General features: G+C 73.7%; 18 protein-coding genes. 8 read left to right on the plus strand and 10 right to left on the minus strand.

Going from position 1 to position 22,182, the window contains the following annotated elements:
- The 3 genes from AB0K65_RS10930 to AB0K65_RS10940 form a co-directional block, all read right to left on the minus strand.
- The coding region (locus tag AB0K65_RS10930; protein WP_365715465.1) for an NADH-quinone oxidoreductase subunit C at positions 1 to 658 on the minus strand (658 nt) is incomplete at its 3' end.
- Positions 655 to 1,269, minus strand: a complete 615-nt coding sequence (locus AB0K65_RS10935; RefSeq protein WP_365715466.1) for an NADH-quinone oxidoreductase subunit B family protein — start codon at positions 1,267 to 1,269, stop codon at positions 655 to 657. The genes AB0K65_RS10930 and AB0K65_RS10935, both read right to left, overlap by 4 nt.
- Positions 1,260 to 1,661: an NADH-quinone oxidoreductase subunit A gene (locus AB0K65_RS10940; RefSeq protein WP_365715603.1), complete on the minus strand. Its 402-nt coding sequence runs from the start codon at positions 1,659 to 1,661 to the stop codon at positions 1,260 to 1,262. The genes AB0K65_RS10935 and AB0K65_RS10940 overlap by 10 nt, the downstream gene beginning before the upstream one ends.
- A 207-nt stretch (positions 1,662 to 1,868) precedes the next feature.
- On the opposite strand from AB0K65_RS10940, the gene AB0K65_RS10945 reads away from it, so the two are divergent.
- From AB0K65_RS10945 to AB0K65_RS10965, 5 genes are all read left to right on the plus strand, one after another.
- Positions 1,869 to 3,038: a sensor domain-containing protein gene (locus AB0K65_RS10945; protein WP_365715468.1), complete on the plus strand. Its 1,170-nt coding sequence runs from the start codon at positions 1,869 to 1,871 to the stop codon at positions 3,036 to 3,038.
- 374 nt (positions 3,039 to 3,412) lie between these two features.
- A complete protein-coding gene (locus AB0K65_RS10950) occupies positions 3,413 to 4,699 on the plus strand; it encodes a sensor domain-containing protein (protein WP_365715469.1) in 1,287 nt (428 codons plus the stop codon).
- 307 nt (positions 4,700 to 5,006) lie between these two features.
- Positions 5,007 to 5,666 carry a response regulator transcription factor gene (locus tag AB0K65_RS10955; RefSeq protein WP_365715604.1) on the plus strand — a complete coding sequence of 220 codons (660 nt, stop codon included), beginning with the start codon at positions 5,007 to 5,009 and terminating at the stop codon, positions 5,664 to 5,666.
- Between the two features lie 278 nt (positions 5,667 to 5,944).
- The gene (locus tag AB0K65_RS10960) at positions 5,945 to 7,882 is read left to right on the plus strand and encodes a 2-oxoacid:acceptor oxidoreductase subunit alpha (RefSeq protein WP_365715470.1); all 1,938 of its coding nucleotides are present in this window, start codon (positions 5,945 to 5,947) and stop codon (positions 7,880 to 7,882) included.
- Positions 7,875 to 8,927, plus strand: coding sequence for a 2-oxoacid:ferredoxin oxidoreductase subunit beta (locus tag AB0K65_RS10965; protein ID WP_365715471.1), 1,053 nt, complete (start codon positions 7,875 to 7,877; stop codon positions 8,925 to 8,927). The genes AB0K65_RS10960 and AB0K65_RS10965 overlap by 8 nt, the downstream gene beginning before the upstream one ends.
- 49 nt (positions 8,928 to 8,976) lie before the next feature.
- Here the strand turns inward: AB0K65_RS10965 and AB0K65_RS10970 are convergent, their stop codons facing one another.
- The 4 genes from AB0K65_RS10970 to AB0K65_RS10985 all read right to left on the minus strand — a co-directional run bounded on the left by AB0K65_RS10970 (position 8,977) and on the right by AB0K65_RS10985 (position 15,080).
- Complete coding sequence (locus AB0K65_RS10970) at positions 8,977 to 11,262, minus strand: bifunctional serine/threonine-protein kinase/ABC transporter substrate-binding protein (protein ID WP_365715472.1); 2,286 nt, start codon at positions 11,260 to 11,262, stop codon at positions 8,977 to 8,979.
- Between the two features lie 3 nt (positions 11,263 to 11,265).
- Entirely contained in the window at positions 11,266 to 13,812 is a 2,547-nt protein-coding gene (locus AB0K65_RS10975) for a bifunctional serine/threonine-protein kinase/ABC transporter substrate-binding protein (protein ID WP_365715473.1), read from the minus strand.
- Positions 13,809 to 14,636 carry a hypothetical protein gene (locus AB0K65_RS10980; protein WP_365715474.1) on the minus strand — a complete coding sequence of 276 codons (828 nt, stop codon included), beginning with the start codon at positions 14,634 to 14,636 and terminating at the stop codon, positions 13,809 to 13,811. The genes AB0K65_RS10975 and AB0K65_RS10980 overlap by 4 nt, the downstream gene beginning before the upstream one ends.
- 84 nt (positions 14,637 to 14,720) lie before the next feature.
- A complete protein-coding gene (locus AB0K65_RS10985) occupies positions 14,721 to 15,080 on the minus strand; it encodes a helix-turn-helix domain-containing protein (RefSeq protein ID WP_365715606.1) in 360 nt (119 codons plus the stop codon).
- A 208-nt stretch (positions 15,081 to 15,288) separates the two neighbouring features.
- Here AB0K65_RS10985 and AB0K65_RS10990 point away from each other — a divergent pair, with 208 nt between their 5' ends.
- From AB0K65_RS10990 to AB0K65_RS11000, 3 genes are all read left to right on the plus strand, one after another.
- Positions 15,289 to 16,149, plus strand: a complete 861-nt coding sequence (locus AB0K65_RS10990; RefSeq protein WP_365715475.1) for an SDR family oxidoreductase — start codon at positions 15,289 to 15,291, stop codon at positions 16,147 to 16,149.
- 99 nt (positions 16,150 to 16,248) lie between these two features.
- A complete protein-coding gene (rarD, locus tag AB0K65_RS10995) occupies positions 16,249 to 17,391 on the plus strand; it encodes an EamA family transporter RarD (protein ID WP_365715476.1) in 1,143 nt (380 codons plus the stop codon).
- Positions 17,392 to 17,609: 218 nt separating this feature from the next.
- Positions 17,610 to 18,587, plus strand: a complete 978-nt coding sequence (locus AB0K65_RS11000) for a helix-turn-helix transcriptional regulator (protein ID WP_365715477.1) — start codon at positions 17,610 to 17,612, stop codon at positions 18,585 to 18,587.
- A 157-nt stretch (positions 18,588 to 18,744) separates the two neighbouring features.
- Here the strand turns inward: AB0K65_RS11000 and AB0K65_RS11005 are convergent, their stop codons facing one another.
- The 3 genes from AB0K65_RS11005 to AB0K65_RS11015 all read right to left on the minus strand — a co-directional run.
- Complete coding sequence (locus AB0K65_RS11005; protein ID WP_365715478.1) at positions 18,745 to 19,380, minus strand: GPP34 family phosphoprotein; 636 nt, start codon at positions 19,378 to 19,380, stop codon at positions 18,745 to 18,747.
- Positions 19,381 to 19,394: 14 nt separating this feature from the next.
- Positions 19,395 to 20,270: a lantibiotic dehydratase C-terminal domain-containing protein gene (locus tag AB0K65_RS11010; protein ID WP_365715480.1), complete on the minus strand. Its 876-nt coding sequence runs from the start codon at positions 20,268 to 20,270 to the stop codon at positions 19,395 to 19,397.
- Positions 20,267 to 22,182, minus strand: a 1,916-nt coding sequence (locus AB0K65_RS11015) for a lantibiotic dehydratase (RefSeq protein ID WP_365715481.1), incomplete at its 5' end; no start/stop codon positions are given. The genes AB0K65_RS11010 and AB0K65_RS11015, both read right to left, overlap by 4 nt.

Below are 22,182 nucleotides of genomic sequence, written 5' to 3' on the forward strand. Positions count from 1 at the left end.
ACGCCTCCGGACCGGCCGCCCGGGTCCCGGGGGCGGGGCGAGGGCTGCGGGCGGGGCGGGGGGTGCGGGCCGGGGCAGGGGGGAGCTGGCCCTTGAGGGGGCCCCAGTCGTTGGGGTCGGGAACACCCGGCGGGAGCATCTGGCGGCGCTTGGGGCCGCCGTGTTCCGACTCCCCCGGCTCCTTCGCGCCCGGCCACGCCTTGGCGACCCGCGCCGCCAGGACGAAGTCCTTGCGGAGCGGGTGGCCCTCGAAGTTCTCGGGAAGCAGCAGCGGAACCAGGTTCGGGTGGCCGGTGAAGGCCACGCCGAACATCTCGTGCGTCTCGCGCTCGTGCCACTCCGCGCCGGCGTAGACGTCCACCGCCGTCGGCAGGGAGGGGGCCTCGTGCGGGACGGTCGTGCGCACGAGCAGGCGACGGACGGAGCCGGCCTCCAGGGCGACGACGTGCGCGCAGACCCGGAAACCGGTGCCCGGCTCGTCGACCGCGCTCAGCCAGTCGAAGAAGGTGCAGCCCAGCTCGTCCCGGGCGGTCTCCAGCGCGGCGATCCACGACCCCGCCGGCACGTCGACCGTCAGCAGGTCGTACGCCCGTTCCGCCGTCGCCTCCTCGCCGAAGACCTCGGTGACGGAGTCCGGCAGGGTGTCGTACGCGTTCACTTCCCACCACCCGGCGGAGGAGTGACCAGACCGCTGGTCAGCTGGCCCACGGAGGGGCCCGAGTACCGCTCTCCCAGGGACTCCCGGGCGATCTTCTCCTGGAGCTTCAGGATTCCCTGGAGCAGCGCCTCCGGCCGCGGCGGGCAGCCGGGGACGTAGACGTCGACGGGGATGATCTGGTCGACGCCCTTGGTCACGGAGTACGAGTCCCAGTACGGGCCGCCGCAGTTCGAACAGGCGCCGAAGGAGATGACGTACTTCGGCTCGGGCATCTGCTCGTACAGACGCCTCACGGCGGGCGCCATCTTGTCCGTCACCGTGCCGGAGACGATCATCAGGTCGGCCTGGCGCGGTCCGGGCGCGAAGGGGATCACGCCGAGGCGGATGAAGTCGTGGCGGGCCATCGACGCGGCGATGAACTCGATCGCGCAGCAGGCGAGGCCGAAGTTGAAGACCCAGAGGCTGTAGCGGCGGCCCCAGTTCAGGACGACCTTCATCGGCTCGGGGGCGAGCCGGGCGAGGGGGCCCAGGGTGGGGGCCGGCAGCGGCGTCGGTCCCTGCGCCCGCGAAGCGGTCCGGGCGGTCTGCGGGGTCTGCGGGGTCACGTCCATGACAGGACGCCCTTCTTGTACGCGTAGAGCAGTCCCACGGCCAGGAAGCCGAGGAAGACGAACATCTCGACCAGCGTCGTCGCGCCGTAGCCGGGCGCCGCGAAGATCGTCGCCCAGGGGAAGAGGAAGATCGAGTCGACGGCGAAGATGACGTACAGAAAAGCGTAGACGTAGTAGCGGACCTGGGTGTGTGCCCACCCCTCGCCCACCGGGTCGACGCCGCACTCGTACGTCAGCAGCTTCTCGGGCGTCGGCGCGACGGGCCGCAGCAGCCGGCCGGCGCCGAAGGCGACGGCGACGAAGAGCACGCCGAGGACGGCGAGCAGCCCGACGACGGAGTACGTCTGGAAGTAGTCCGCCGCGAGTCCCGTCCGTACGGTCGGATCCGGCACGTCCACCCCTCGCTCCCTGCCCGTGTCGACGATCTGTACGCACGGGAGTCTAGGCCCTGTCAAAGAGCAGGTAAGCGGTCGTGTCAAGGAGTGGTCCGCGCGGCGGCCGGGGCGGGGGCCCGGGGAATCCGGGTGGGGATATCCCCACCCGGGCTCACCCACGAACCCCATGGCGTGGCCGGACCCCCGACCGGCAGGCTGGGGGCCATGAGCGTCGACACCGATAGCCCCGACAGCGACAGACTGCCGCCCGCGCGCCTCGCCTACGGCCGGCAGACCTGGCGGGAGGTCTTCTTCCTCCTCGTCAATCTGCCGTACGCCCTGGTCGGCTTCGTCTACACGGTGGTCTCGGTCCTCCTCGGCGTGGGCCTGTCCGTCACCGTGATCGGACTGCCGCTCCTCGCCCTCGGGCTGGCGGGGGCGCGGGTGATCGGCCGGGCCGAGCGGGCCAGGGCCCGTGCGCTGCTGGGGGTCCGGGTGGACGAGCCCAGTCCGCTGCCGCGCCGGCACGGTTTCCTCGCCTGGCTCTGGACGGCGCTGAAGGATCCGGTCGCGTGGCGGACGGTCCTGTACGGCTTCATCCGGCTGCCCTGGGGCGTCCTGACGTTCGCGGTGACCCTGGTGGCGCTGATCGTGCTCTGGCCCGTGCTGCCCTTCATCGCACGGGGACTGACCAACGCCGACCGGGCCATGGTCCGCGGTCTGCTCTCGCCCTCCGACGAGCTGGAGCGGCGGGTCGCCGAGCTGGAGTCGGACCGTGGCGTGGTCGTGGACACGGCCGCCGCCGACCTGCGCCGGATCGAGCGCGATCTGCACGACGGCGCCCAGGCCCGGCTCGTGGCGCTCGCCATGGGGCTCGGCCTCGCGAAGGAGAAGCTCCTCGAGGACCCGGAGGCGGCGGCCGCGATGGTCGACGAGGCGCACGGCGAGGTGAAGCTGGCCCTGCAGGAGCTGCGCGACCTGGCCCGGGGCATCCACCCGGCGGTCCTCACCGACCGTGGCCTGGACGCGGCCCTCTCCTCCATCGCGGCCCGCTGCACGGTCCCGGTCACCGTGACCGTCGATCTGGACCGGCGCCCGGCCGAGGCCATCGAGGGCATCGCGTACTTCACCGTCTCCGAGCTGCTCCAGAACGTGTCCAAGCACGCGCGGGCCCGCTCCGCCTCGGTGGAGGTATGGCGCCGGGGCGACCGGCTGCTCCTCCAGGTCCGCGACGACGGCCGGGGCGGGGCCCGGCTGGACGGCGGCTCGGGGATGGCGGGACTGGCGGAGCGGCTGGGGGCGGTCGACGGGCTGTTCGTCCTCGACTCTCCCGACGGCGGCCCGACGACGGTCACGGCGGAGCTGCCGTGGCGGGAGCGATCCGCCGTCTCCTGAACTCCGGCGGGCCGGCGGGCCGGGGCACCGGGGCACCGGGAGCCGGGGCACCGGGAGCCCGGGCCCCGCCGGCCGGGACGGCGCGACGCCCCCGGGAGCCTCGGCCCGACGCCTCCACAACCCCGGGAGCCTCGGCCTCGAAGCGCCACGGCCCCGGAAGGTAGGGGAAACCCCCGCCTGAGGACGCCCACTCTCCTCATGGTCCGGCGCGTCCCGGACCGGAAGTCTTGAGCCAGGAGGACAGGGCGTCCGCCGAGGGCCCCGGTCCGGGCCCGCACAGTCCGACCGCAGGGCCACGCCCCACGGCCCGACCGCGCGGCCCGCCCGCCAGGCCCCACCCAGCGACCTCTCCCGAGCAGAAACGGACACCAGCGATGGCCACCCCTCGTCTCCCCGCCGCGATCCGCGCGCCGTTCGAGGCCCGTACCTGGCGCGAGTTCGGCTACCTGATACTCGGGCTGCCCCTCAGCGTCCTGTACTTCTCCCTCTCGATCGCGATGGTCGCGGCGGGCGCCGGTCTGCTGATCACCTTCCTGGGCATCCCGGTCCTGGCCGGCGGTCTCGCCATGTGCCGGGGTTTCGGCGCGGTGGAGCGGGCCCGGGCGCGCGGTCTGCTCGGGCTGCGCGTCGGGGCGCCCGAGCCCGTGCGGGGCCGTACGGGCGGGGCGATGTCGTGGATGGGGGCGACGCTGAAGAGCGGGGCCTCCTGGCGGCACCTGCTGTACGCGGTCCTCCACTTCCCGTGGGCGGTCTTCGCCTTCTCGGTGTCGCTGGCGCTGTGGGCCTGGGGCTGGTCCCTGTTCACGTACCCGCTGTGGCAGTGGGTGTTCCCGATGTACGCGGGACAGGACGGCCTCCAGCTGTACGGCGACGGCACGCACGACTTCTATCTGGACTCGCCCTTCGAGATCGCGGTCACCAGCGCCGCCGGCCTGCTCTTCGTGCTGGTCGGGCCATGGGTGATCCGCGCGCTGGCCGCCGTGGACCGGCTGATGGTGTCCGGCCTGCTCGGCCCGTCCCGCCTGGCGACCCGGGTCACGGAGCTGGAGTCGGACCGGGGCGTGGTCGTGGACACGGCCGCCGCCGACCTGCGCCGGATCGAGCGGGACCTGCACGACGGCGCCCAGGCCCGGCTGGTGGCCCTCGCCATGGACCTGGGTCTGGCGAAGGAGAAGCTGGCCGAGGACCCGCGGGCGGCGGCGCGGATGGTCGAGGAGGCCCACGGCGAGGTGAAGACCGCGCTCCAGGAGCTGCGCGACCTGGCCCGGGGCATCCATCCGGCGGTCCTGACCGACCGGGGGCTGGACGCGGCCCTGTCCTCCCTCGCGGCCCGCTGCACGGTCCCGGTCTCGGTGGAGGTGGATCTCCCGGCCCGGCCGGTCCCGGCGATCGAGGGCATCGCGTACTTCACCGTCTCCGAGCTGCTCCAGAACGTGTCCAAGCACTCCGGGGCGCGACGCGCCTCGGTGGAGGTCTGGCGCTCGGGCGACCGGCTGCTGCTCCAGGTCCGGGACGACGGCCGGGGTGGCGCGGACGTCGCCGTGGGCCGTGGTCTCGCCGGGCTGACGGAGCGGCTCGACGCGGTCGACGGGATCCTGGCGGTCGACTCGCCGGGCGGCGGTCCGACCACGGTCACGGCCGAGCTGCCGTGGCGGGCGTGAGGCCGCCGCACGATCCGTCCCACGAGGCCCTGGACCCCGTCACGGTCCGGGGCCTCGTATCCCGCTACCGTCGCCACGCCCAGCCCCCTCTCACGCTCCCGGCCCCGCCGCGATACCGCTCCCCGAGCCCGCACCGGCCCTCGACCGCACGCGGTACCGCTCCCCGAGCCCGCACCGGCCCTGAACCCGATCCCGCTCCCCCGCGTCCCTCTTCCTGCGATGCTGGAACCGCATCGGAAGATCGCACCATCGCAACATCGGAACTGAGGGCGGCGGGGTCGTGGGCGTGGAAGACGTGGCGGACAGAGTGCGGGTGGTCATCGCCGAGGATTCGGTGCTGCTCCGGGAGGGGCTGACCCGGCTCCTGACCGACCGGGGGCACGAGGTCGTCGCCGGGGTCGGGGACGGCGAGGCGTTGGTCAAGACCGTGGCCGAGCTCGCCGGCGAGGACGCGCTGCCGGACGTGGTCGTCGCGGACGTGCGGATGCCGCCCACCCATACGGACGAAGGCGTGCGGGCGGCGGTGCGGCTCCGCAAGGAGTACCCGGGGGTCGGGGTGCTGGTCCTCTCGCAGTACGTGGAGGAGCAGTACGCGACGGAGCTGCTGGCCGGTTCCAGCCGGGGCGTGGGCTATCTGCTGAAGGACCGCGTCGCGGAGGTCCGCGAGTTCGTCGACGCCGTGGTCCGGGTCGCCAGGGGCGGTACGGCGCTGGATCCGGAGGTCGTCCAGCAGTTGCTGGGCCGCAGCCGCAAGCAGGACGTCCTCGCCAACCTGACCCCGCGCGAGCGGGAGGTGCTGGGCCTGATGGCGGAGGGGCGGACGAACTCGGCGGTCGCGAAACAGCTGGTGGTGAGCGACGGTGCGGTGGAGAAGCACGTCAGCAACATCTTCCTGAAGCTGGGGCTGTCGCCGAGTGACGGGGATCACCGCCGGGTACTCGCGGTGCTGACCTACCTGAAGTCCTGAGGACCTGACACCCTGTCAGACAGGGGTGGACGGAAAGCGACACCCCGGGGCGTGAAAATAAACGGAGCGTGATGCTCCGGCAACACAGCGGGAGCAGCAGAACGTCATAATCCAGGGCAAGAGGGCATCTCACGGAGAGGTCCACCATGCGAGAAGTCCCGGGAAGGCCCACCTCACCGTCGTAGGGTGGGCCACGGGGCGACCGGTCGCCGGCCGTCCCCCGAGCCTTCTCCCGCCTCTGGCGGAGAAGACCCTTGCCGCGAGGGAGGTCCAGTTCAGTGACCAGCCAGGTCAGCAACGAGGCCGGTGAGGCCCTGGTCGGGGAGCAGCGCAGCGCCCCGGCGGCGCCCCACCACGGCACAGACAAGGAAGTACGCCGACTCGATCGGGTGATCATCCGCTTCGCGGGCGACTCCGGTGACGGCATGCAGCTCACGGGTGACCGGTTCACCTCCGAGACGGCGTCCTTCGGGAACGACCTCTCGACGCTGCCGAACTTCCCCGCCGAGATCCGCGCCCCCGCCGGCACGCTGCCGGGCGTCTCCTCGTTCCAGCTGCACTTCGCCGACCACGACATCCTGACCCCGGGCGACGCCCCGAACGTCCTGGTCGCCATGAACCCGGCCGCGCTGAAGGCCAACATCGGGGACGTGCCGCGCGGCGGCGAGATCATCGTCAACACCGACGAGTTCGCCAAGCGCGCCATGGCCAAGGTCGGCTACACCACCTCCCCCCTGGAGGACGGCTCGCTGGCCGGCTACCGGGTCCACCCGGTACCGCTGACCACGCTGACGATCGAGGCGCTCAAGGAGTTCGGCCTCTCACGAAAGGAGGCCGAGCGCTCCAAGAACATGTTCGCGCTCGGGCTGCTCTCCTGGATGTACCACCGGCCGACCGAGGGAACCGAGACCTTCCTGCGGCAGAAGTTCGCCAAGAAGCCGCAGATCGCCGAGGCGAACGTGGCGGCGTTCCGGGCCGGCTGGAACTTCGGCGAGACGACCGAGGACTTCGCCGTCTCCTACGAGGTCGCCCCGGCCACCACCGCCTTCCCACCCGGCACGTACCGGAACATCTCCGGGAACCTGGCCCTGTCCTACGGCCTGATCGCCGCCTCCCGGCAGGCGGACCTCCCGCTCTACCTGGGCTCCTACCCGATCACGCCCGCGTCGGACATCCTGCACGAGCTGTCCCGGCACAAGAACTTCGGCGTCCGCACCTTCCAGGCCGAGGACGAGATCGCCGGCATCGGCGCCGCGCTCGGCGCCGCCTTCGGCGGATCGCTGGCCGTCACCACTACCTCCGGACCCGGTGTGGCCCTGAAGTCCGAGACCATCGGCCTCGCGGTCTCCCTGGAGCTGCCGCTGCTGATCGTCGACATCCAGCGCGGCGGCCCCTCGACCGGCCTGCCCACCAAGACAGAGCAGGCCGACCTGATGCAGGCCATGTACGGCCGCAACGGCGAGGCCCCGGTGCCGGTCGTGGCACCGAAGACGCCCGCCGACTGCTTCGACGCGGCCATCGAAGCGGCCCGCATCGCTCTCACGTACCGCACCCCGGTCTTCCTCCTCTCCGACGGCTACCTCGCCAACGGCTCCGAGCCCTGGCGGATCCCGGACCTCGACGAACTGCCCGACCTGCGCGTGCAGTTCGCCTCCGGCCCCAACCACGAGCTGGCGGACGGCACCGAGGTCTTCTGGCCGTACAAGCGCGACCCCCTCACCCTCGCCCGGCCGTGGGCCGTGCCCGGCACACCCGGCCTCGAACACCGCATCGGCGGCATCGAGAAGCAGGACGGCACCGGGAACATCTCGTACGACCCCGCCAACCACGACTTCATGGTCCGCACCCGCCAGGCCAAGACCGACGGCATCGAGGTCCCGGACATCGAGGTCGACGACCCGGACGGCGCGACGACCCTCGTCCTCGGCTGGGGCTCCACCTACGGCCCGATCACGGCGGCCGTCCGCAGGCTGCGCCGCGCGGGCCGCCCCATCGCCCAGGCCCACCTGCGCCATCTCAACCCCTTCCCCCGCAACCTCGGCGACGTGCTGAAGCGGTACGACAAGGTGGTGATCCCCGAGATGAACCTGGGGCAGCTCGCCACGCTCGTCCGGGCCAGGTACCTCGTCGACGCGCGCAGCCACACCCAGGTGAACGGCATGCCGTTCAAGGCCGAGCAGCTCGCCACGGCACTCGAGGAGGCCATCGATGACTGAGTCACTCCTGAAGCTCGTGCCCAAGGCCGAAGCCGCCCAGTCGATGAAGGACTTCAAGTCCGACCAGGAGGTGCGCTGGTGCCCGGGGTGCGGCGACTACGCCGTCCTCGCCGCCGTGCAGGGCTTCATGCCGGAGCTGGGACTGGCGAAGGAGAACATCGTCTTCGTCTCCGGGATCGGCTGCTCCTCCAGATTCCCGTACTACATGAACACGTACGGGATGCACTCCATCCACGGCCGCGCCCCCGCCATCGCCACCGGGCTCGCGTCCTCGCGGCGCGACCTGTCGGTCTGGGTCGTCACGGGCGACGGCGACGCGCTCTCCATCGGCGGCAACCACCTGATCCACGCCCTGCGCCGCAACGTCAACCTCAAGATCCTGCTCTTCAACAACCGGATCTACGGCCTGACCAAGGGGCAGTACAGCCCTACCAGCGAGGTAGGCAAGATCACCAAGTCGACGCCGATGGGGTCGCTCGACGCCCCCTTCAACCCGGTGTCGCTGGCGATCGGCGCGGAGGCGTCGTTCGTGGCGCGGACGGTGGACTCCGACCGCAAGCACCTCACCGAGGTGCTGCGCCAGGCCGCCGACCACCCCGGCACGGCGCTCGTGGAGATCTACCAGAACTGCAACATCTTCAACGACGGCGCCTTCGAGGTCCTGAAGGACAAGCAGCAGGCCGAGGAGGCCGTGATCCGCCTGGAACACGGCCGCCCGATCCGCTTCGGCGCCGACCTGGCCAAGGGGGTCGTCCGCGACCCGGCGACCGGCGACCTGAAGGTCGTCGCGGTCACCCCCGAGAACGAGAGCGCCGTCCTGGTCCACGACGCCCACGCAGCCTCGCCGACCACCGCGTTCGCGCTGTCCCGCCTCGCGGACCCGGACACGCTGCACCAGACGCCGATCGGGGTGTTCCGGTCGGTCGAGCGGCCGGTGTACGACACGCTGATGGCCGACCAGCTGGACGCGGCGATCGAGCAGCGCGGCAAGGGCGACCTGGGCCAGCTGCTGGCGGGCAACGACACCTGGACCGTCATCGGATAGCGGCGGCGCGTACGTCCTGAGGGGCGCGGCGGCTCGGCCGCCGCGCCCCTCAGGTCTTCTTCTGCGCCTGCGCCGCCTTCTCGAACTGCCCGAGGAAGCGCGGGACCCCGCGCTCGACGCGGTACAGGAACATCTCCTTGGTCTGCGTGAAGAAGATGGGGTTGGAGCGGTCGAAGCCGTACGTCTTGGTGATGCCCTGGTACGGGAAGACCCGCAGCCTCTCCCGCACCGCCCCCCGCTCGATGCCCTGGTGGGTGTCGACCAGCTCCCGCAGAGCGTCGCCGAGGCCGAGGACCACGTCGTACGCCTCCGCCGCGTACCGCTCGACCGGCGCCGAAGGCGCGAGGCCCCACCGGGTCCGGTACGCGGCGGTGAACGCCTTGGCCTTGGGGACGAGCGCCGGGTCGACGTACGTGGTGCCGAAGTACCAGCCGTCGGCGGCCGGACCCGCGACGGAGAGGAACTCGGGGCCCAGGGCGTACTCGACGCTGCCGCGCAGTCCTGTGTACCCCTGGCGCGCGAGTTCCCTCGCGCAGAGGCCGGCCCTGCGCGGGGAGGCGCCCGCGTAGAACACGGCGTCGGGGCGGGTGGCGAGGGCCTCGCGGACCGCCGGTGCGAAGTCCTCGCCGGCCGCCGGCACCCGGTGCTCGGTCGTCGTCCCGTCGATCTCCAGCATGCTGCTCCGGACGGACTTGACGGTCCGCCAGGCGAAGTCCCCCGCCGCGCGGTCGTGGACGACCGCCATCCGCCGGGCGCGCCGCACGAGGACGACGCTGATGTACGGCATGAGCAGCATGTCCTGGTGGACGCGCAGCTCCCGGTAGGTGGGCGTGGTGGTCTGGCCCTCGATGTCGACCTGGTCGACGCCGATGGCGACGCTCAGCAGGGCCACCCGGTTGGAGTGGTACGTCCCCGAGCCGGCGACGACGGTCTCGCGGCTGGTCGGGCCGATGACCGCCATGACGGCGGCGTCCCCGACGAACGCCTTCGCCGCCTCGGCCGCGCGGCGGGGGTCCCCGGCGTCGTCGCGCACCGTCAGCGACAGGTCGAAGAGCCGGTCGGCGCGGGCGTTGAGGGTCTCGACGGCGAGCCGCACCCCGCGCTCCTGCGCGCGGCCGTCCGCCTGGCGGGGGCCGCTGAGGTCGGTCTGGACGCCGATGCCGTACGTCCGCCGGGGGCCGGGCGGGCCGCCGGTGGCGGGGGCGGACGGCGGCCGGTTGGCCAGCCAGGCGGTGAGTCCGCCCGCTCCGGCGACGGCGGCCGCCGAGCCGAGGACGAGGAAGCGGCGGCGCGACGGCGGGCCGGCGGCGGGGCCGGGCGGGTCGGTCAGCACGGTCGGTTCCGCCACCGGCAGGTCCAGGACGCGGGACGAGCGCTGGGCGATCAGCGCGGGCAGCCCGGGCGGCAGCCAGTCTCCGGCCGGCCCCTCGGGCCCGGTGCCGGAAGAGGTCCCGGACACCGGATCGGACGGGCCGGCGGGCGGGGCGGCGACCGCGGGGTAGGCGATTCTGGGGTCGCGGGGGGCGCCGGAGCCGCTCAGGGCGGCCCGGACCTCCGGGGCCGTGGGCCGGGAGGCCGGGTCCTTGGCCAGGCAGGCTCCCACGAGGGCGGACAGGCGGGGCGGCAGGCCGTCGAGGTCGGGCTCCTCGTGGACGGTGCGGTAGACGACGGCGGCCACCGATCCCGTACCGAAGGGGCGGCGGCCGGTCGAGGCGTGGGCGAGGACGCAGCCCAGCGAGAAGACGTCGCTCGCCGGGCCGACCTCGCCCGCCCCCGTGACCCGGGCCTGTTCGGGCGAGAGGAAGCCGGGTGTGCCGATCATCGCGTCGGTGGCGGTGAGGGCGGTCGCCCCGGCGGAGCGGGCGATGCCGAAGTCGATCAGACGCGGGCCGTCGAGGGCGAGCAGGACGTTGGCGGGCTTGACGTCCCGGTGGACGAGTCCGGCCCGGTGCAGGTCCCCCAGCGCCTCGGCGAGCCGGCGCCCCAGGGCCCGTACGGTCGCCTCGGGCAGGGGCCCGTGCACGGCCACGGCCTCCGCGAGCGAGGGGCCGGGCACGAACTCGGTGGCCAGCCACGGCTCGCGGGCCTCCGGGTCGGAGCCCAGGACCTTGACCACCCAGCGGCCCGCGAGCGACTCGGCGACCCTCGCCTCACGGCGGAACCGCTCACGGAAACCGGGGTCGGCGGCGTGCTCCGCCCGGATGAGCTTGAGCGCGGCGAGCGCGCCGCCGGCCGAGCGGGCGAGGTAGACCACTCCCATCCCGCCCGCGCCGAGGCGGCCCAGGAGCCGGAATCCGGCGATCGTCGACGGATCGGCCGGGCGCAGGGGCTGCACGGGTCACGTCCGGCGGGTCTTGGGCGGCCCCGAAGGGGCGAAGTCCAGCGGTTTGTAGCGGCCGTTCTCGACGGCGTACAGGAAGGTCCCCACCACGCCCGGCAGCAGGTCGCCGGTCTTCGTGTCGAAGACGTAACCCCCCATGACCCCTTCGTACTTGGCCTTGCGCAGCCGGGGCGCGAGTGCGGTGCGGTCCGGTGGTCCGCCCGCCTTCACGGCCTTCTCCACCTCCGCGACGAGCAGGGTGACGAGATCGTACGCCTCCCCCGAGTAGAAGGCCGGGACGGTGCCGTACCGCTTGCGGTGCGCGGCGACGAAGGCCGCGGCCTGCTTCCTGGTGGTGGGGTCGACGACGGGGGCGCCGATGATCCAGCCCTCCGCCGCGGACCCGGCCTCCTTCGGGAAGCGGGGGCCGAAGACGTGCTGGCCGGTGATCCTCATCCCGGTGAAGCCGAGTTCGTCGAGCGCCTTCGCGGCGAGGACGGCGCTCTCCGTGACGCCGCAGTGGACGTAGGCGTCCATGCCCTCCGCGATCATCTCGGCGAGGACCCGTTTGTAGTCCGTGGTGGCCGCGGGGACGACGCGGGGGTGCGGGATGACCTCGGCGTAGCGGAAGCCGAAGTCGACGCCCCGGACGTACTGCCAGGAGTACGAGTCGTCGGTGCGCTCCTGGAGGATGCCCGGCCGGGTGCTGGGCGTGGTGTGCAGGACGTGGTAGGCCAGGGACGTTCCCGCCACGGGGTGCTGCGGGCAGGCGCGCAGCAGGGTCGTGCCCTTGCCCTCGGCCTGGCCGGCGGTCAGCAGGTTGAGCCCCGGGGAGACCATGATCAGGGGCATGCGCGCCTCGTCGTAGGCGGGCAGCGCGTTCTGGGCGGTGTAGTCGGAGGTGGGGCCGATGACACCGAGGACCCGGGGGTCGGTGGTGAGCCGCCGGGCCGCCTCCAGGGCGCGGTACTGGTCCCCGCCGTCGTCGGAGACCTTCACTTCGAGGGTGAAGGGCTTGTCCGCGCGGGCGTTGAACCGCTCGACGGCGAGGCGGGCGCCGCGCTCCTGGGCGATGCCGATGTCCTTGGCGGGGCCGGTGAGGTCGGCGTGGACGCCGATGACCCAGGGCCGTTCGCCACCGCCACCGCCGCCGCTGCCGCCCCTGTCCCGCAGTCCGGCCCAGGCGGCGGCTCCACCGCCTCCGGCGACGACCGCCGCACCGGCGGCGAGGAGCAGGAACTTCCGCCTGCTGCCGCCCGGTCGCGGGCTTCCGCCGTCCTCGCCGATCCGGGTGGCGTCGATGTCGGGGAGGGCCAGCATCCGTGCCGAGCGTTCGGCGATGGTACGGACGACGGGAGCGGGGAGCCAGTCGCCGCCGGGGCCCGGGGCGTCCTCGGCGAGGAGGACGACGAGCCCCTGTGCCGTCGGCCGCGCGGCCGGGTCCTTGGCCAGGCAGGCCCGCAGGGTCTCCAGGAGCCCGTCCGGTACGCCGGCGAGGTCCGGCTCGTCGTGGACCGTGCGGTACAGCAGCGCGTCGACGGATCCCGCGCCGAAGGGCGGGCGGCCGGTGGAGGCGTACGCCAGGAGGCAGCCGAGCGCGAAGACGTCGCTGGCCGGGCCGATGTCGGCGCCGCGCGCCTCGGCCTGTTCCGGGGCGAGGAAGCCGGGCGTGCCGACGACCATGTCGGTGGAGGTGAGCGCGGTCTCCTCGGCCGCCCGGGCGATGCCGAAGTCGATCAGGCGGGGGCCGTCGACGGCGAGGAGGACGTTCCCCGGCTTCACGTCCCGGTGCACGAGCCCTGCGGCGTGGACGGCGTCGAGCGCGCGGGCCAGTGCGCCGCCGAGGATCCGTACGCTCCGCTCGGGCAGGGGCCCGTGGGCGCGGACGGCCTCGCCGACGGAGGGGCCGGGGACGAAGGCCGTGGCCATCCACGGCTCGGGGGCGTCCGGGTCGGCGCCGGTGACGGGGACGGCCCAGGGGCTCGAGACACGGCGGGCGGCCTCGACCTCGCGGCGGAAGCGGGCCCGGAAGTCGGGCTGGTCGGCGTGGTCGGCGTGGGTGACCTTGACGGCGGCGAGTTCGCCGTTGTCGGTACGGCCGAGGTAGACGACGCCCATGCCTCCGGCGCCGAGCCGGCCGAGGAGGCGGTATCCGGCGAGCGAGGACGGGTCGGAGGGTGCCAGCCGCTGGACGGCGCCGGGCTCGCGGGCGGGCGGAGCGCCGGCGCCTGCGCCGCTGCTCGCGCTTGCGCCCCTGCTTGCGCCGCTGCCTGCACCGGCGGCGGCATCGGCGGGGCTCGGGGGGCCTTCGGGTCTCGGGGGAACTTCGGGTCTCGCCGGGCCGTCGGGGTGCACGGGGTTCTCGGGTCCGTCCTGGCTCGCGGGGCTCTCGGAGCCGGCGGGGGTGACGGGGTGTCCGGGTCCTTCGAGGGCGTGGCGGCGCTCGGATCCGCCGGCCGTTCCGCGGCCCTCGGGGGCCTCGTGGTTCTGGGGTCCCCGCGCGCTCCCGGAGGACTCGCGGTTCTCGGGAGTCTCTCGGTTCTCGGGGTTCTCGGAGGGGTTCACGACTGGGCCTCCAGCAGCTTCTCGGCGCGGCCGATCATGGCGACGAGGGCCTGGACCTGGGCGCTGTCGATCTCCTTGTCGGTGTGGCCGGGCGCGCCCTTGACGACGGCCGCGACGGTGACCTGGCCGACCCGGGACTGGTACCAGGCGTACTTCTGGCCGTTCGGCCCGTCCTTGGCGGCGTCGTTGTGGTAGCGGCCCATCTCGCCGAGCGAGTCGGAGGCGGTGAAGTTGCCGCCGACGCCGAAGGGGTTGCCGATGGAGATGAGTTTGGTGATCCGCTCGCCGTCGCGCAGGCCCTGCTCGGGGCAGCGCAGCGCCTCCTCCAGGGTCTCGGCCATCTCCCAGTCGGCGGCCGTCTCGGTGCGGTGGACGGTGACGGTGGAGGAGACCCGCAGCTGTCCCCTGCCGGATCCGGCGGGGATCTCGCTGGAGGCGGTGACGCTGTAGAGCACGGTCGACGGGCGGACGCCCGCCTCCCAGACGCACCCCCGGCCGAGGACCGGCCAGTGGTCGTCGGTACTGAGGTACGGGGTGCGTTCGACGAAGTCGGGGCCCCAGGAGTCGGGTCCCGCGACGACGGCGAGGGCGAGCCTCTTGGCGTCGGCCGTGGTCTTCGGCGCCCGTGCCGGGTCGGCGGTGAACCCGAGCCGGGTGGGTGTGGGGCTGGGCGCCGGTTCACCGGACGGCGTCGCCGCCGTGCTCGGATCCGGTCTGCCGTCGGACCGTTCGTTCCCGCCGTCGGTCGCGCAGCCGGTCAGGATCAGTCCGCCCGCCAGTAAGGCGCAGCAGGAGCGCAGCACTCTTCGGTATCTGAACGTCACGAATCCCCCACGCACGCTCACACATTCCCCAGATGGTGATCGGATCGTACGCCGAGGAACCGTCAACACGCCCAGGATGCGACGTCATTGGGACTGTTCGGTGGCAGCCTCGCGACGTTCCTCGTCGTAGCGCGCGCGGGCCCGCAGCACCGCCGCGACCCGGCGCTCCGTCCACCGGCCCAGCTCCGCGACCTGACGTGCGGCCTCGACGCCGAGGTCGGTGAGGCTGTAGTCGACCCGGGGCGGGATCACGGGCTTGGCGTCGCGGTGCACGAAGCCGTCCCGCTCCAGGGTCTGGAGCGTCTGCGTGAGCATCTTCTCGCTGACCCCGCCGACCTCACGGCGCAGCTCGCCGAAGCGGTACGAGCGTTCGAGCAGGGCGATGAGGATCAGCACGCCCCAGCGGCTGGTGACGTGTTCCAGGACGAGCCGCGAGGGGCACATCGGGTCCTTGACGTCCCCTCGCCGGGCACCGTCCGCCTCGTTCGCGGGCGCTCCCGGGCCGACGCCCCCCGCCCCGCTTCCGACTCCGTCCACACTTACTCGCATACCAGTACCTTACTTCAAAGTGGGTACTTTCGAATAGTTGGCGCCCACCCTACGGTGAGTGCATCGCCCCGTGCCCGCACGAACCCCTCCAGGAGTGAACGCCATGAGCATCGTCGTCACCGGAGCCACCGGACAGCTCGGCCGTCTCGTCGTCGACGAGCTGCTGACCCGGGTCCCCGCCGAGTCCGTCGTCGCCGTCGTCCGCGACAAGGCGAAGGCGGCTGACCTGGCCGAGCGCGGCGTGGAGCTGCGCGTCGCCGACTACAGCAGTCCGGAGACGCTGGCGGGCGCCTTCGAGGCCGGTGACCGCGTCCTGCTGATCTCCGGCAGCGAGGTGGGGCGGCGCGTGCCGCAGCACACCGCGGTGATCGACGCCGCCAAGGCGGCGGGGGTGGCCCAGCTGGCCTACACCGGCGTCCTCGGCGGCCCCGAGGCCGACTTCACCCTCGCGGACGAACACAAGGCGACCGAGGCGCTGATCCTCGACTCGGGCCTGCCGTACACCTTCCTCCGCAACGGCTGGTACTCCGAGAACTACACGGCGAACCTCGCCCCCGTCCTGGCGCACGGCGCCGTCGTGGCCAACGCCGGCGAGGGGCGGATCGCGTCCGCCGCCCGCGCGGACTTCGCCGCCGCCGCCGCGGTCGTCCTGACCGGCGAGGGCCACCTCGGCCGGGCGTACGAGCTGAGCGGCGACGTCGCCTGGTCGCTGGCCGAGTACGCCGCCGAGGTCGGGCGCCAGACCGGCCGGGAGATCGCGTACAGCGACGTGCCGGCCGAGACGCACCTGTCGGTCCTCACCGGCGCGGGGGTCCCGCTGCCCTTCGCCGAGATCCTGGTGGACGTCGACCGGGCCATCGGTCGCGGGAGCCTCGCCCGGCGCAACGGCGACCTGTCCCGGCTGATCGGGCGGCCGACCACCCCCGTCGCGGAGACGATCAGGGAGGCCCTCGCGGCCCGCTGACGCGAAAGTCATGACCGTATCGCGGTACGGACATGACAGCCCGCCCTGTGCGGCGCTACCGTCGACAGGACGGCGCGGGCGCAGGGCGGGAGCTTTTTCGTGGACAAGCACAGCGAGGGACGAGCAGGGCTCTTCTACGGCATCGTCGCCTACGGGATGTGGGGGCTCGTCCCGCTCTTCTGGCCGCTCCTGAAGCCGGCCGGGGCGATCGAGATCCTCGCCCACCGGATGGTGTGGTCGCTGCTCGTGGTCGGTGTGGCGCTGCTCGCGCTGCGGCGCTGGGGCTGGTTGCGCGAACTGCTGCGCGACCGCCGCAAGCTGGGTCTGATCACCGTCGCCGCGGCCGTGATCAGCGTCAACTGGGGCGGCTACATCTGGGCCGTGAACTCCGGCCAGGTCGTCGAGGCCTCCCTCGGGTACTTCATCAATCCGCTCGTCACCATCGCCATGGGCGTGCTGCTCCTCAAGGAGCGGCTGCGGCCCGTGCAGTGGGCGGCGGTCGGCATCGGCGGCGCGGCCGTGCTCGTCCTGGCGATCGGCTACGGGCAGCCGCCCTGGCTCTCGCTGATGCTGGCGTTCTCCTTCGCCGTCTACGGCCTGGTGAAGAAGAAGGTGAACATCGGCGGCCTGGAGTCGCTGGCCGCCGAGACCGCGGTCCAGTTCCTGCCCGCCCTCGGCTATCTGCTCTGGCTCGGCGCGAACGGCGACATCACCTTCGGCACCCGGGGCGCGGGCCACGCGGCCCTGCTCGCCGCGACCGGCCTCGTGACGGCCGCGCCGCTGGTCTGTTTCGGGGCGGCGGCCATCCGGGTTCCGCTGTCGACCCTGGGGCTCCTGCAGTATCTGGCGCCCGTCTTCCAGTTCGGCCTCGGTGTCGTCTACTTCCACGAGGCGATGCCTCCCGAGCGCTGGGCCGGCTTCTCGCTGGTGTGGCTGGCGCTGACGCTTCTGACGTGGGACGCGCTGCGCACGGCCCGCAGGAGCCGCGCCGACGTCACGGCGGCGGCCCGGACGGCGATGGCCCGGGCCACCCCGCTCGAGAAGCCCGAGGCAGAGGCGCCGACGACCGGCGAGAAGGCGGCCGGCGTGGAGACCGCCGGCATGGAGACCGCCGGCGTGAACATCACCGGCATCGAGACCACCGGCGTGAAGGCGGCCGGCGAGCAGGCGACCGGGGCGACGGCGACCGACACGCCCAGGGCCGGCTCCGCGTCGCCCACGCAGGCGCGGATCCCCCGCTGAGACGCGCCCGCCGACGGTGACCCAGCGGCGCCTGGACGTCACTGTGGGCGGCGTGATCCGCGTCACATCGCGATCAGGCCACCGTGCGGCCTCTTTGCCAGGGCATTACGATCCATCCCACCATCCGGGCGTGTGGCGACGACCGCCTGACCAGCGGAACGCGACGCGGCGCCGGTGTGTACACAGAGCGCGGGGGGCTCGAGATGGTGGCAACAGGCATGCGCGTATTGGGGCTCTCCGAACTCGAGGAGAGCATCTACCGCCACTTCCTGCGGAATCCCGACACCACGGACGGGGACATCCACCTCCTGCTACGGGCCGACCGCGAGGCCGTGGCCGTCGCCCAGGCCCGGCTGCGCGAGCTCGGGCTGCTGTATCCGACCGGCCGGCAGACCGTCTGCCCGACCGATCCGGCGATCGTCGTGGACCGGCTCACCGACCTGCGGCTGCGCGAACTGCACCTGGAGCTGCAGGAGGTCACCCGCTCCCGGCACCTGGTCGCCGAGCTGCGCGACGAACAGTGCCCGGCGCTGGCCTCGCCGCAGTCCGTCGAGCGGATGGAGAACGTGGCGCAGATCCGCAGCCGGATCGACGACCTCGCCTTCTTCGCCCGCGAGGAGATCCTCTCCGTCGAGCCGTACACCGCGCTCACCCCCGAGAACATCGAGCACTCCCGCCCCCTGGACATGCGCTGTCTCAGCCGGGGCGTCCGGATCCGCAACGTGGTCCTGCGCGAAGCCCTCGACGATCCGCTGACCGTGGGATACCTGCGCGAACTCACCGCCAAGGGAGCGCAGATACGGGCGGCGGACGACCTCTCCGAGCGCATCCTCGTCTACGACCGGCGCACCGCCCTCGTCCCGATCGACCCCGAGGACACCTCGCGCGGCGCCCTGGTGGCCCGCGAGACCGGCCTCGTCTCCGGCATCCTCGCCCTCTTCGAGAAGATCTGGTGCCAGGCCACGGACCTGTCGGCGATCATCGCGGACACCGAGGAGTGCCCGGGCGGGCTGGCCGAGACCGAGCGGGAGGTCCTGAAGTCGATGTGCCACGTCGGCAAGGACGAGATCGGCGCACGGGACCTGGGCATGTCGGTGCGGACCTACCGGCGCCACGTGGCCGACCTCCTGCGCGTCCTGGGCGCCTCCAGCCGCCCGCAGGCCGCCCTGCTGGCGCGCGAACGCGGCTGGATCTGACGGGGCGCCGGCCAGGGCGGCGACCCCACCGGGCCCGCCGTGGCGCCCGCCGCAGCTCCTGCGCCCCGCCGCTTGGCCGTGTCCGGAAAGCGGCGCCGGGGCTGCGGCGTCCGCGGCCCCGTCCTTCGGGCGGACGCCGCCACCTTCCGGACACTCCCTAGGAGACGGCCGCGCCCTGGAGGTCCTGCACCGCCCGGCGTACCGCCGCCGACACCGGGGCCGCGGCCTCGGACAGAGCCGTCAGACGGTCCTTGAGCAGGCGGCGCCGGTCGGCGGGCAGGGCGGTGGACAGCTGCCCGCCCGCGTGGGCGAGCCCGGCGAGCAGTGCGGCCCGGCCACCGGCCGTGGCGCCGTCCGCTTCGGCGGCACGGTCCTCGGCCGCGGCGGCCACCGAGGCCCGCACCTCACCGGCGGCGGTGAGGCCGTCCGGGGTGAGAGCGGCCCGGTTCAGCGGGAAGACCCCGAAGACCCGGCTGGTGCTCTGCTCCAGCAGCCCGTCCTTCTCCAGGCCCCGCAGCACCTCGTGGATCGACTCACGGCCGTCCTTGCGGACCCAGTGCAGCCACTTCCGGCCGGGTTCCGCGGAGACCCGCTGCCACACCTGCCGGAGCGCGGCGTCCCGCGGAGCCTCGCCGACGGCCGAGGCCGTGCCCGACTCGTCCACCAGGGCCCCGGCGCCGAGGAGTTCGGCGAGCAGCGCCCCGCGCACGGCCGGGGCGAGGGACTGCCGGACGGGAAGCCCGCCGCCGTCCGTGTCGAAGGCGAGCAGGATCATATCGCCTGCCAGAGTCATCTCGGGTGTTCCTCTCATACGGGCACCGGGCCGGCAACGGAGGCCGGTTTCCTGGCAGTCTGCCCTGCCAGCATCCCCAGTGCCGCTTCCTCGCCCGGCGGGAATCCCAGCCGGTTCATCACCATGTGCAGGTGGTGGAGCAGCTGGTGGTCCCGGGGGCCGGGGGCCCGCAGGACGAGGTCGGCCAGCGCGTCGGCGTGCGCGTCGACGCGCTCGCGCACGCCCGGCGCGGGCACGCCCTGGGCCCGTACACCGGCCGCGACGCCGCCGAGCAGGGGCCGGAGCTGCTCGCCGCCGGCGGCCATGCGCAGCTGCCAGCCCCACCGGGTGCGGTGGCGGACCCAGAAGACGTCCCGCTCCTCCTCGGTCAGCACCCGGGCGACGAGCGCGCGGGCGAAGTAGACCGCGTGGGCGGCCCGTTCGTACCGCCGGGGCAGGGCGGCCAGGTCCAGTCCGGCGCAGAACGCGCTGTCCAGGTGGAAGACGCGCTCGGCCAGGGCCACGCCATCGGGTCCGCCGTACTTGCCCAGCTCGGGTGCGTAGAGCGCGGGGGTGACACCGCGGGCCGGCGAGCCGGGAGGCAGCGCGCCGGGCAGCAGGCCGACCGCGTCCCCGGGCCGCTCCTCCAGCGCGTCGAGCAGGCCGGTGAGCTCCTCGCGGGCGGCGCCGTCCAGCGCGTCCACCGCGTCGGCCCCGGCCCGGAGCCGCAGCCGCAGGTGGTGGCCGGTGGCGTCCCAGTACCTGAGGAAGAACCATTCCTCGCTGCCCAGCCGTCCGGCCCGTTCGGCGAGCCACGGCACGAGGGTGCGGACCGCCGCGTCCATGAGCCGGGGACCGCCCGGATACACCCGTACGTACCACCAGTCCCGCTCGGGAACCGTCACGCTCATGCCTCCTCCTCCGGCCGCCGCCAGCGCAGCAGCGAGATGTGCTCGGCGGCCCGCGTGCCGCCCGCCGCGTCCCGCAGCGGATGCGCGGACCTGCCCGGCAGCGCTTCGACCAGCCGCAGGTGGCCGGTGGCCGGGCCGGCCCACTGGGCCAGCACCGCCAGCGAGAGCGGGGAGGCCAGCGAGACCCACAGGGGCTTGCGGTCCGTGTCGTGCTCGCCCGGCCCGAAGCCGGTCAGCCGGTGGCAGAAGACCTCCTCCGGTATCCCGTGCGCCCGTCGGAACTCCTCGGCGCGCAGCGCGGTCTCCGCGTCGCTCTCACCGGGCCGGGGCACCGGCAGCTCGGCGGCCGGGACGACCCACGAGGCGCGGGACGCGGTGACGCGGCCGAAGGTGGCGCGCGCCGTCGGCACGACCTCGTCGCGGCGCTGCTCCTGGAGTCCGAACGGCAGGACGTAGTCCGAGTGCGGTGATCCGTTGACCCACGGGTCCGCGAGGACGGCGAGCAGCCGGGCGAACGGCGGGAAGAGGTGCGGGGGGACCAGCCCGAGGTAGGCGAGGCCGACCGGGGCGCCCGTGCGGTCCCGCAGGGCGAGGGTGCCCTGGCCGGGGTCGTGCGTGAGGACGGTGTCGGCCAGGTCCAGTCCGTCGGCCGCCGGGGTCTCGCCGGGCAGCAGCAGGGGCGGCAGCAGGCCGGCCGACCGCGACTGGGCGGTGTTGATCTCCGTCCACAGGACGAGTTCCCGGCAGGTCCGGTCGGGCCAGCAGGCGCGGACGTGGTCGCGCAGCCGGTCGCGGAAGCCCTCGCCGAGGAGAGGCCCGAAGCGGGTCACGAGACCGCCCGTGCCCGGGTTGAACTGGTTGACGACCAGCCGGTAGTCGCCGTCGCGCACGGCCCGCTCCCCGGTGGCGGCGAGCTGGAACAGCACGGCCGCGGCGGGCGGCGCGCTGCTCGGTCCGACCGGCAGCCAGGCACGCTCCCCCGCGGTCCCCCGCGCGGCGCGGTCGGCGACGGATGCCTGGTCGAGGTCGGGCTGGGAGTCGCCGTCCACGGCGACGCGCATCAGGAAGCCGAGCACGTCGGAGCAGGTCCCGCCCGGACCGTACTCGGCGGTGAAGCGGTCCACCAGCACGTCGTAGAGGTGCGAGCGGAAGAGGAACGGGCGCATGCGGCGGCCCAGTTCGGCCAGGTCGGCACGGACCTCCGGCACGTCGAGGACATCGGGCAGGGCGAGGTCGCTGGCGACGTCCTCGTACAGCACCTCCCCGGAGTCGAAGCGGTCGAGGCCGGCCCGCCGGGCCCAGCGCCGGGCGGTGTGGCGGGCCCGGGTGAGCGTCTCGGTGCGCGCCCCCTCGTCGGCGGTGGCGAGGGCGGCGGCGGAGTCCCGCAGCCGTCGCACCTCGGCGGCGATCCCGTCGTCCGGATGGTCCGCGAGCAGCTCCGCCACGGCGGCCACCGGATCGCCGTCACGCCGCCAGGGCGGTACGGGCGTGATCAGGCCGGTGTCGAGGAGGCGCCGGAAGCGGCGGAAGGGGTCGGGGCCGCCGAGCCCGGACAGCAGGGCGTCCAGGGGGTGTGCGGCGTCGGGTGCGAAGCCGGCGAGCCAGGGCGCCGCGTGATCGGCCTCCACCACCCGGTCGAGCCGCCAGGCCAGGCCGCCGTCGGCGACGGGCTCGGGGAGCAGGACGAGGCCGCCCGGGGCGTCCGGGCCGCCGGGCCGGACGGGCGCGAGCCGGTAGCGCAGCAGGCCGGCGGTGCCGGCCTCACGGGCCAGGCAGCGCAGGGCGAGCTGGGCGAGGGCGGTGGCGGCGTAGCTGTGGGCGGCGGGGGCGGTGGCGCTGGGGACGGTGGCCGTCCCGGTGGCGCTGGGGACGGTGGCCGTCCCGGTGGCGCTGGGGACGGTGGCCGTCCCGT

The organism is Streptomyces sp. NPDC053755, assembly GCF_040677675.1.
GTDB lineage: Bacteria > Actinomycetota > Actinomycetes > Streptomycetales > Streptomycetaceae > Streptomyces.

Excerpts from the sequence above, each read along its gene's own strand:
- AB0K65_RS10935 (WP_365715466.1), bottom strand. The coding sequence starts at position 1,269 with ATGGACGTGACCCCGCAGACCCCGCAGACCGCCCGGACCGCTTCGCGG.
- AB0K65_RS10945 (WP_365715468.1), top strand. The coding sequence starts at position 1,869 with ATGAGCGTCGACACCGATAGCCCCGACAGCGACAGACTGCCGCCCGCG.
- AB0K65_RS10950 (WP_365715469.1), top strand. The coding sequence starts at position 3,413 with ATGGCCACCCCTCGTCTCCCCGCCGCGATCCGCGCGCCGTTCGAGGCC.
- AB0K65_RS10965 (WP_365715471.1), top strand. The coding sequence starts at position 7,875 with ATGACTGAGTCACTCCTGAAGCTCGTGCCCAAGGCCGAAGCCGCCCAG.
- AB0K65_RS10985 (WP_365715606.1), bottom strand. The coding sequence starts at position 15,080 with ATGTGCCCCTCGCGGCTCGTCCTGGAACACGTCACCAGCCGCTGGGGC.
- AB0K65_RS10990 (WP_365715475.1), top strand. The coding sequence starts at position 15,289 with ATGAGCATCGTCGTCACCGGAGCCACCGGACAGCTCGGCCGTCTCGTC.
- AB0K65_RS11000 (WP_365715477.1), top strand. The coding sequence starts at position 17,610 with ATGCGCGTATTGGGGCTCTCCGAACTCGAGGAGAGCATCTACCGCCAC.
- AB0K65_RS11005 (WP_365715478.1), bottom strand. The coding sequence starts at position 19,380 with ATGACTCTGGCAGGCGATATGATCCTGCTCGCCTTCGACACGGACGGC.
- AB0K65_RS11010 (WP_365715480.1), bottom strand. The coding sequence starts at position 20,270 with ATGAGCGTGACGGTTCCCGAGCGGGACTGGTGGTACGTACGGGTGTAT.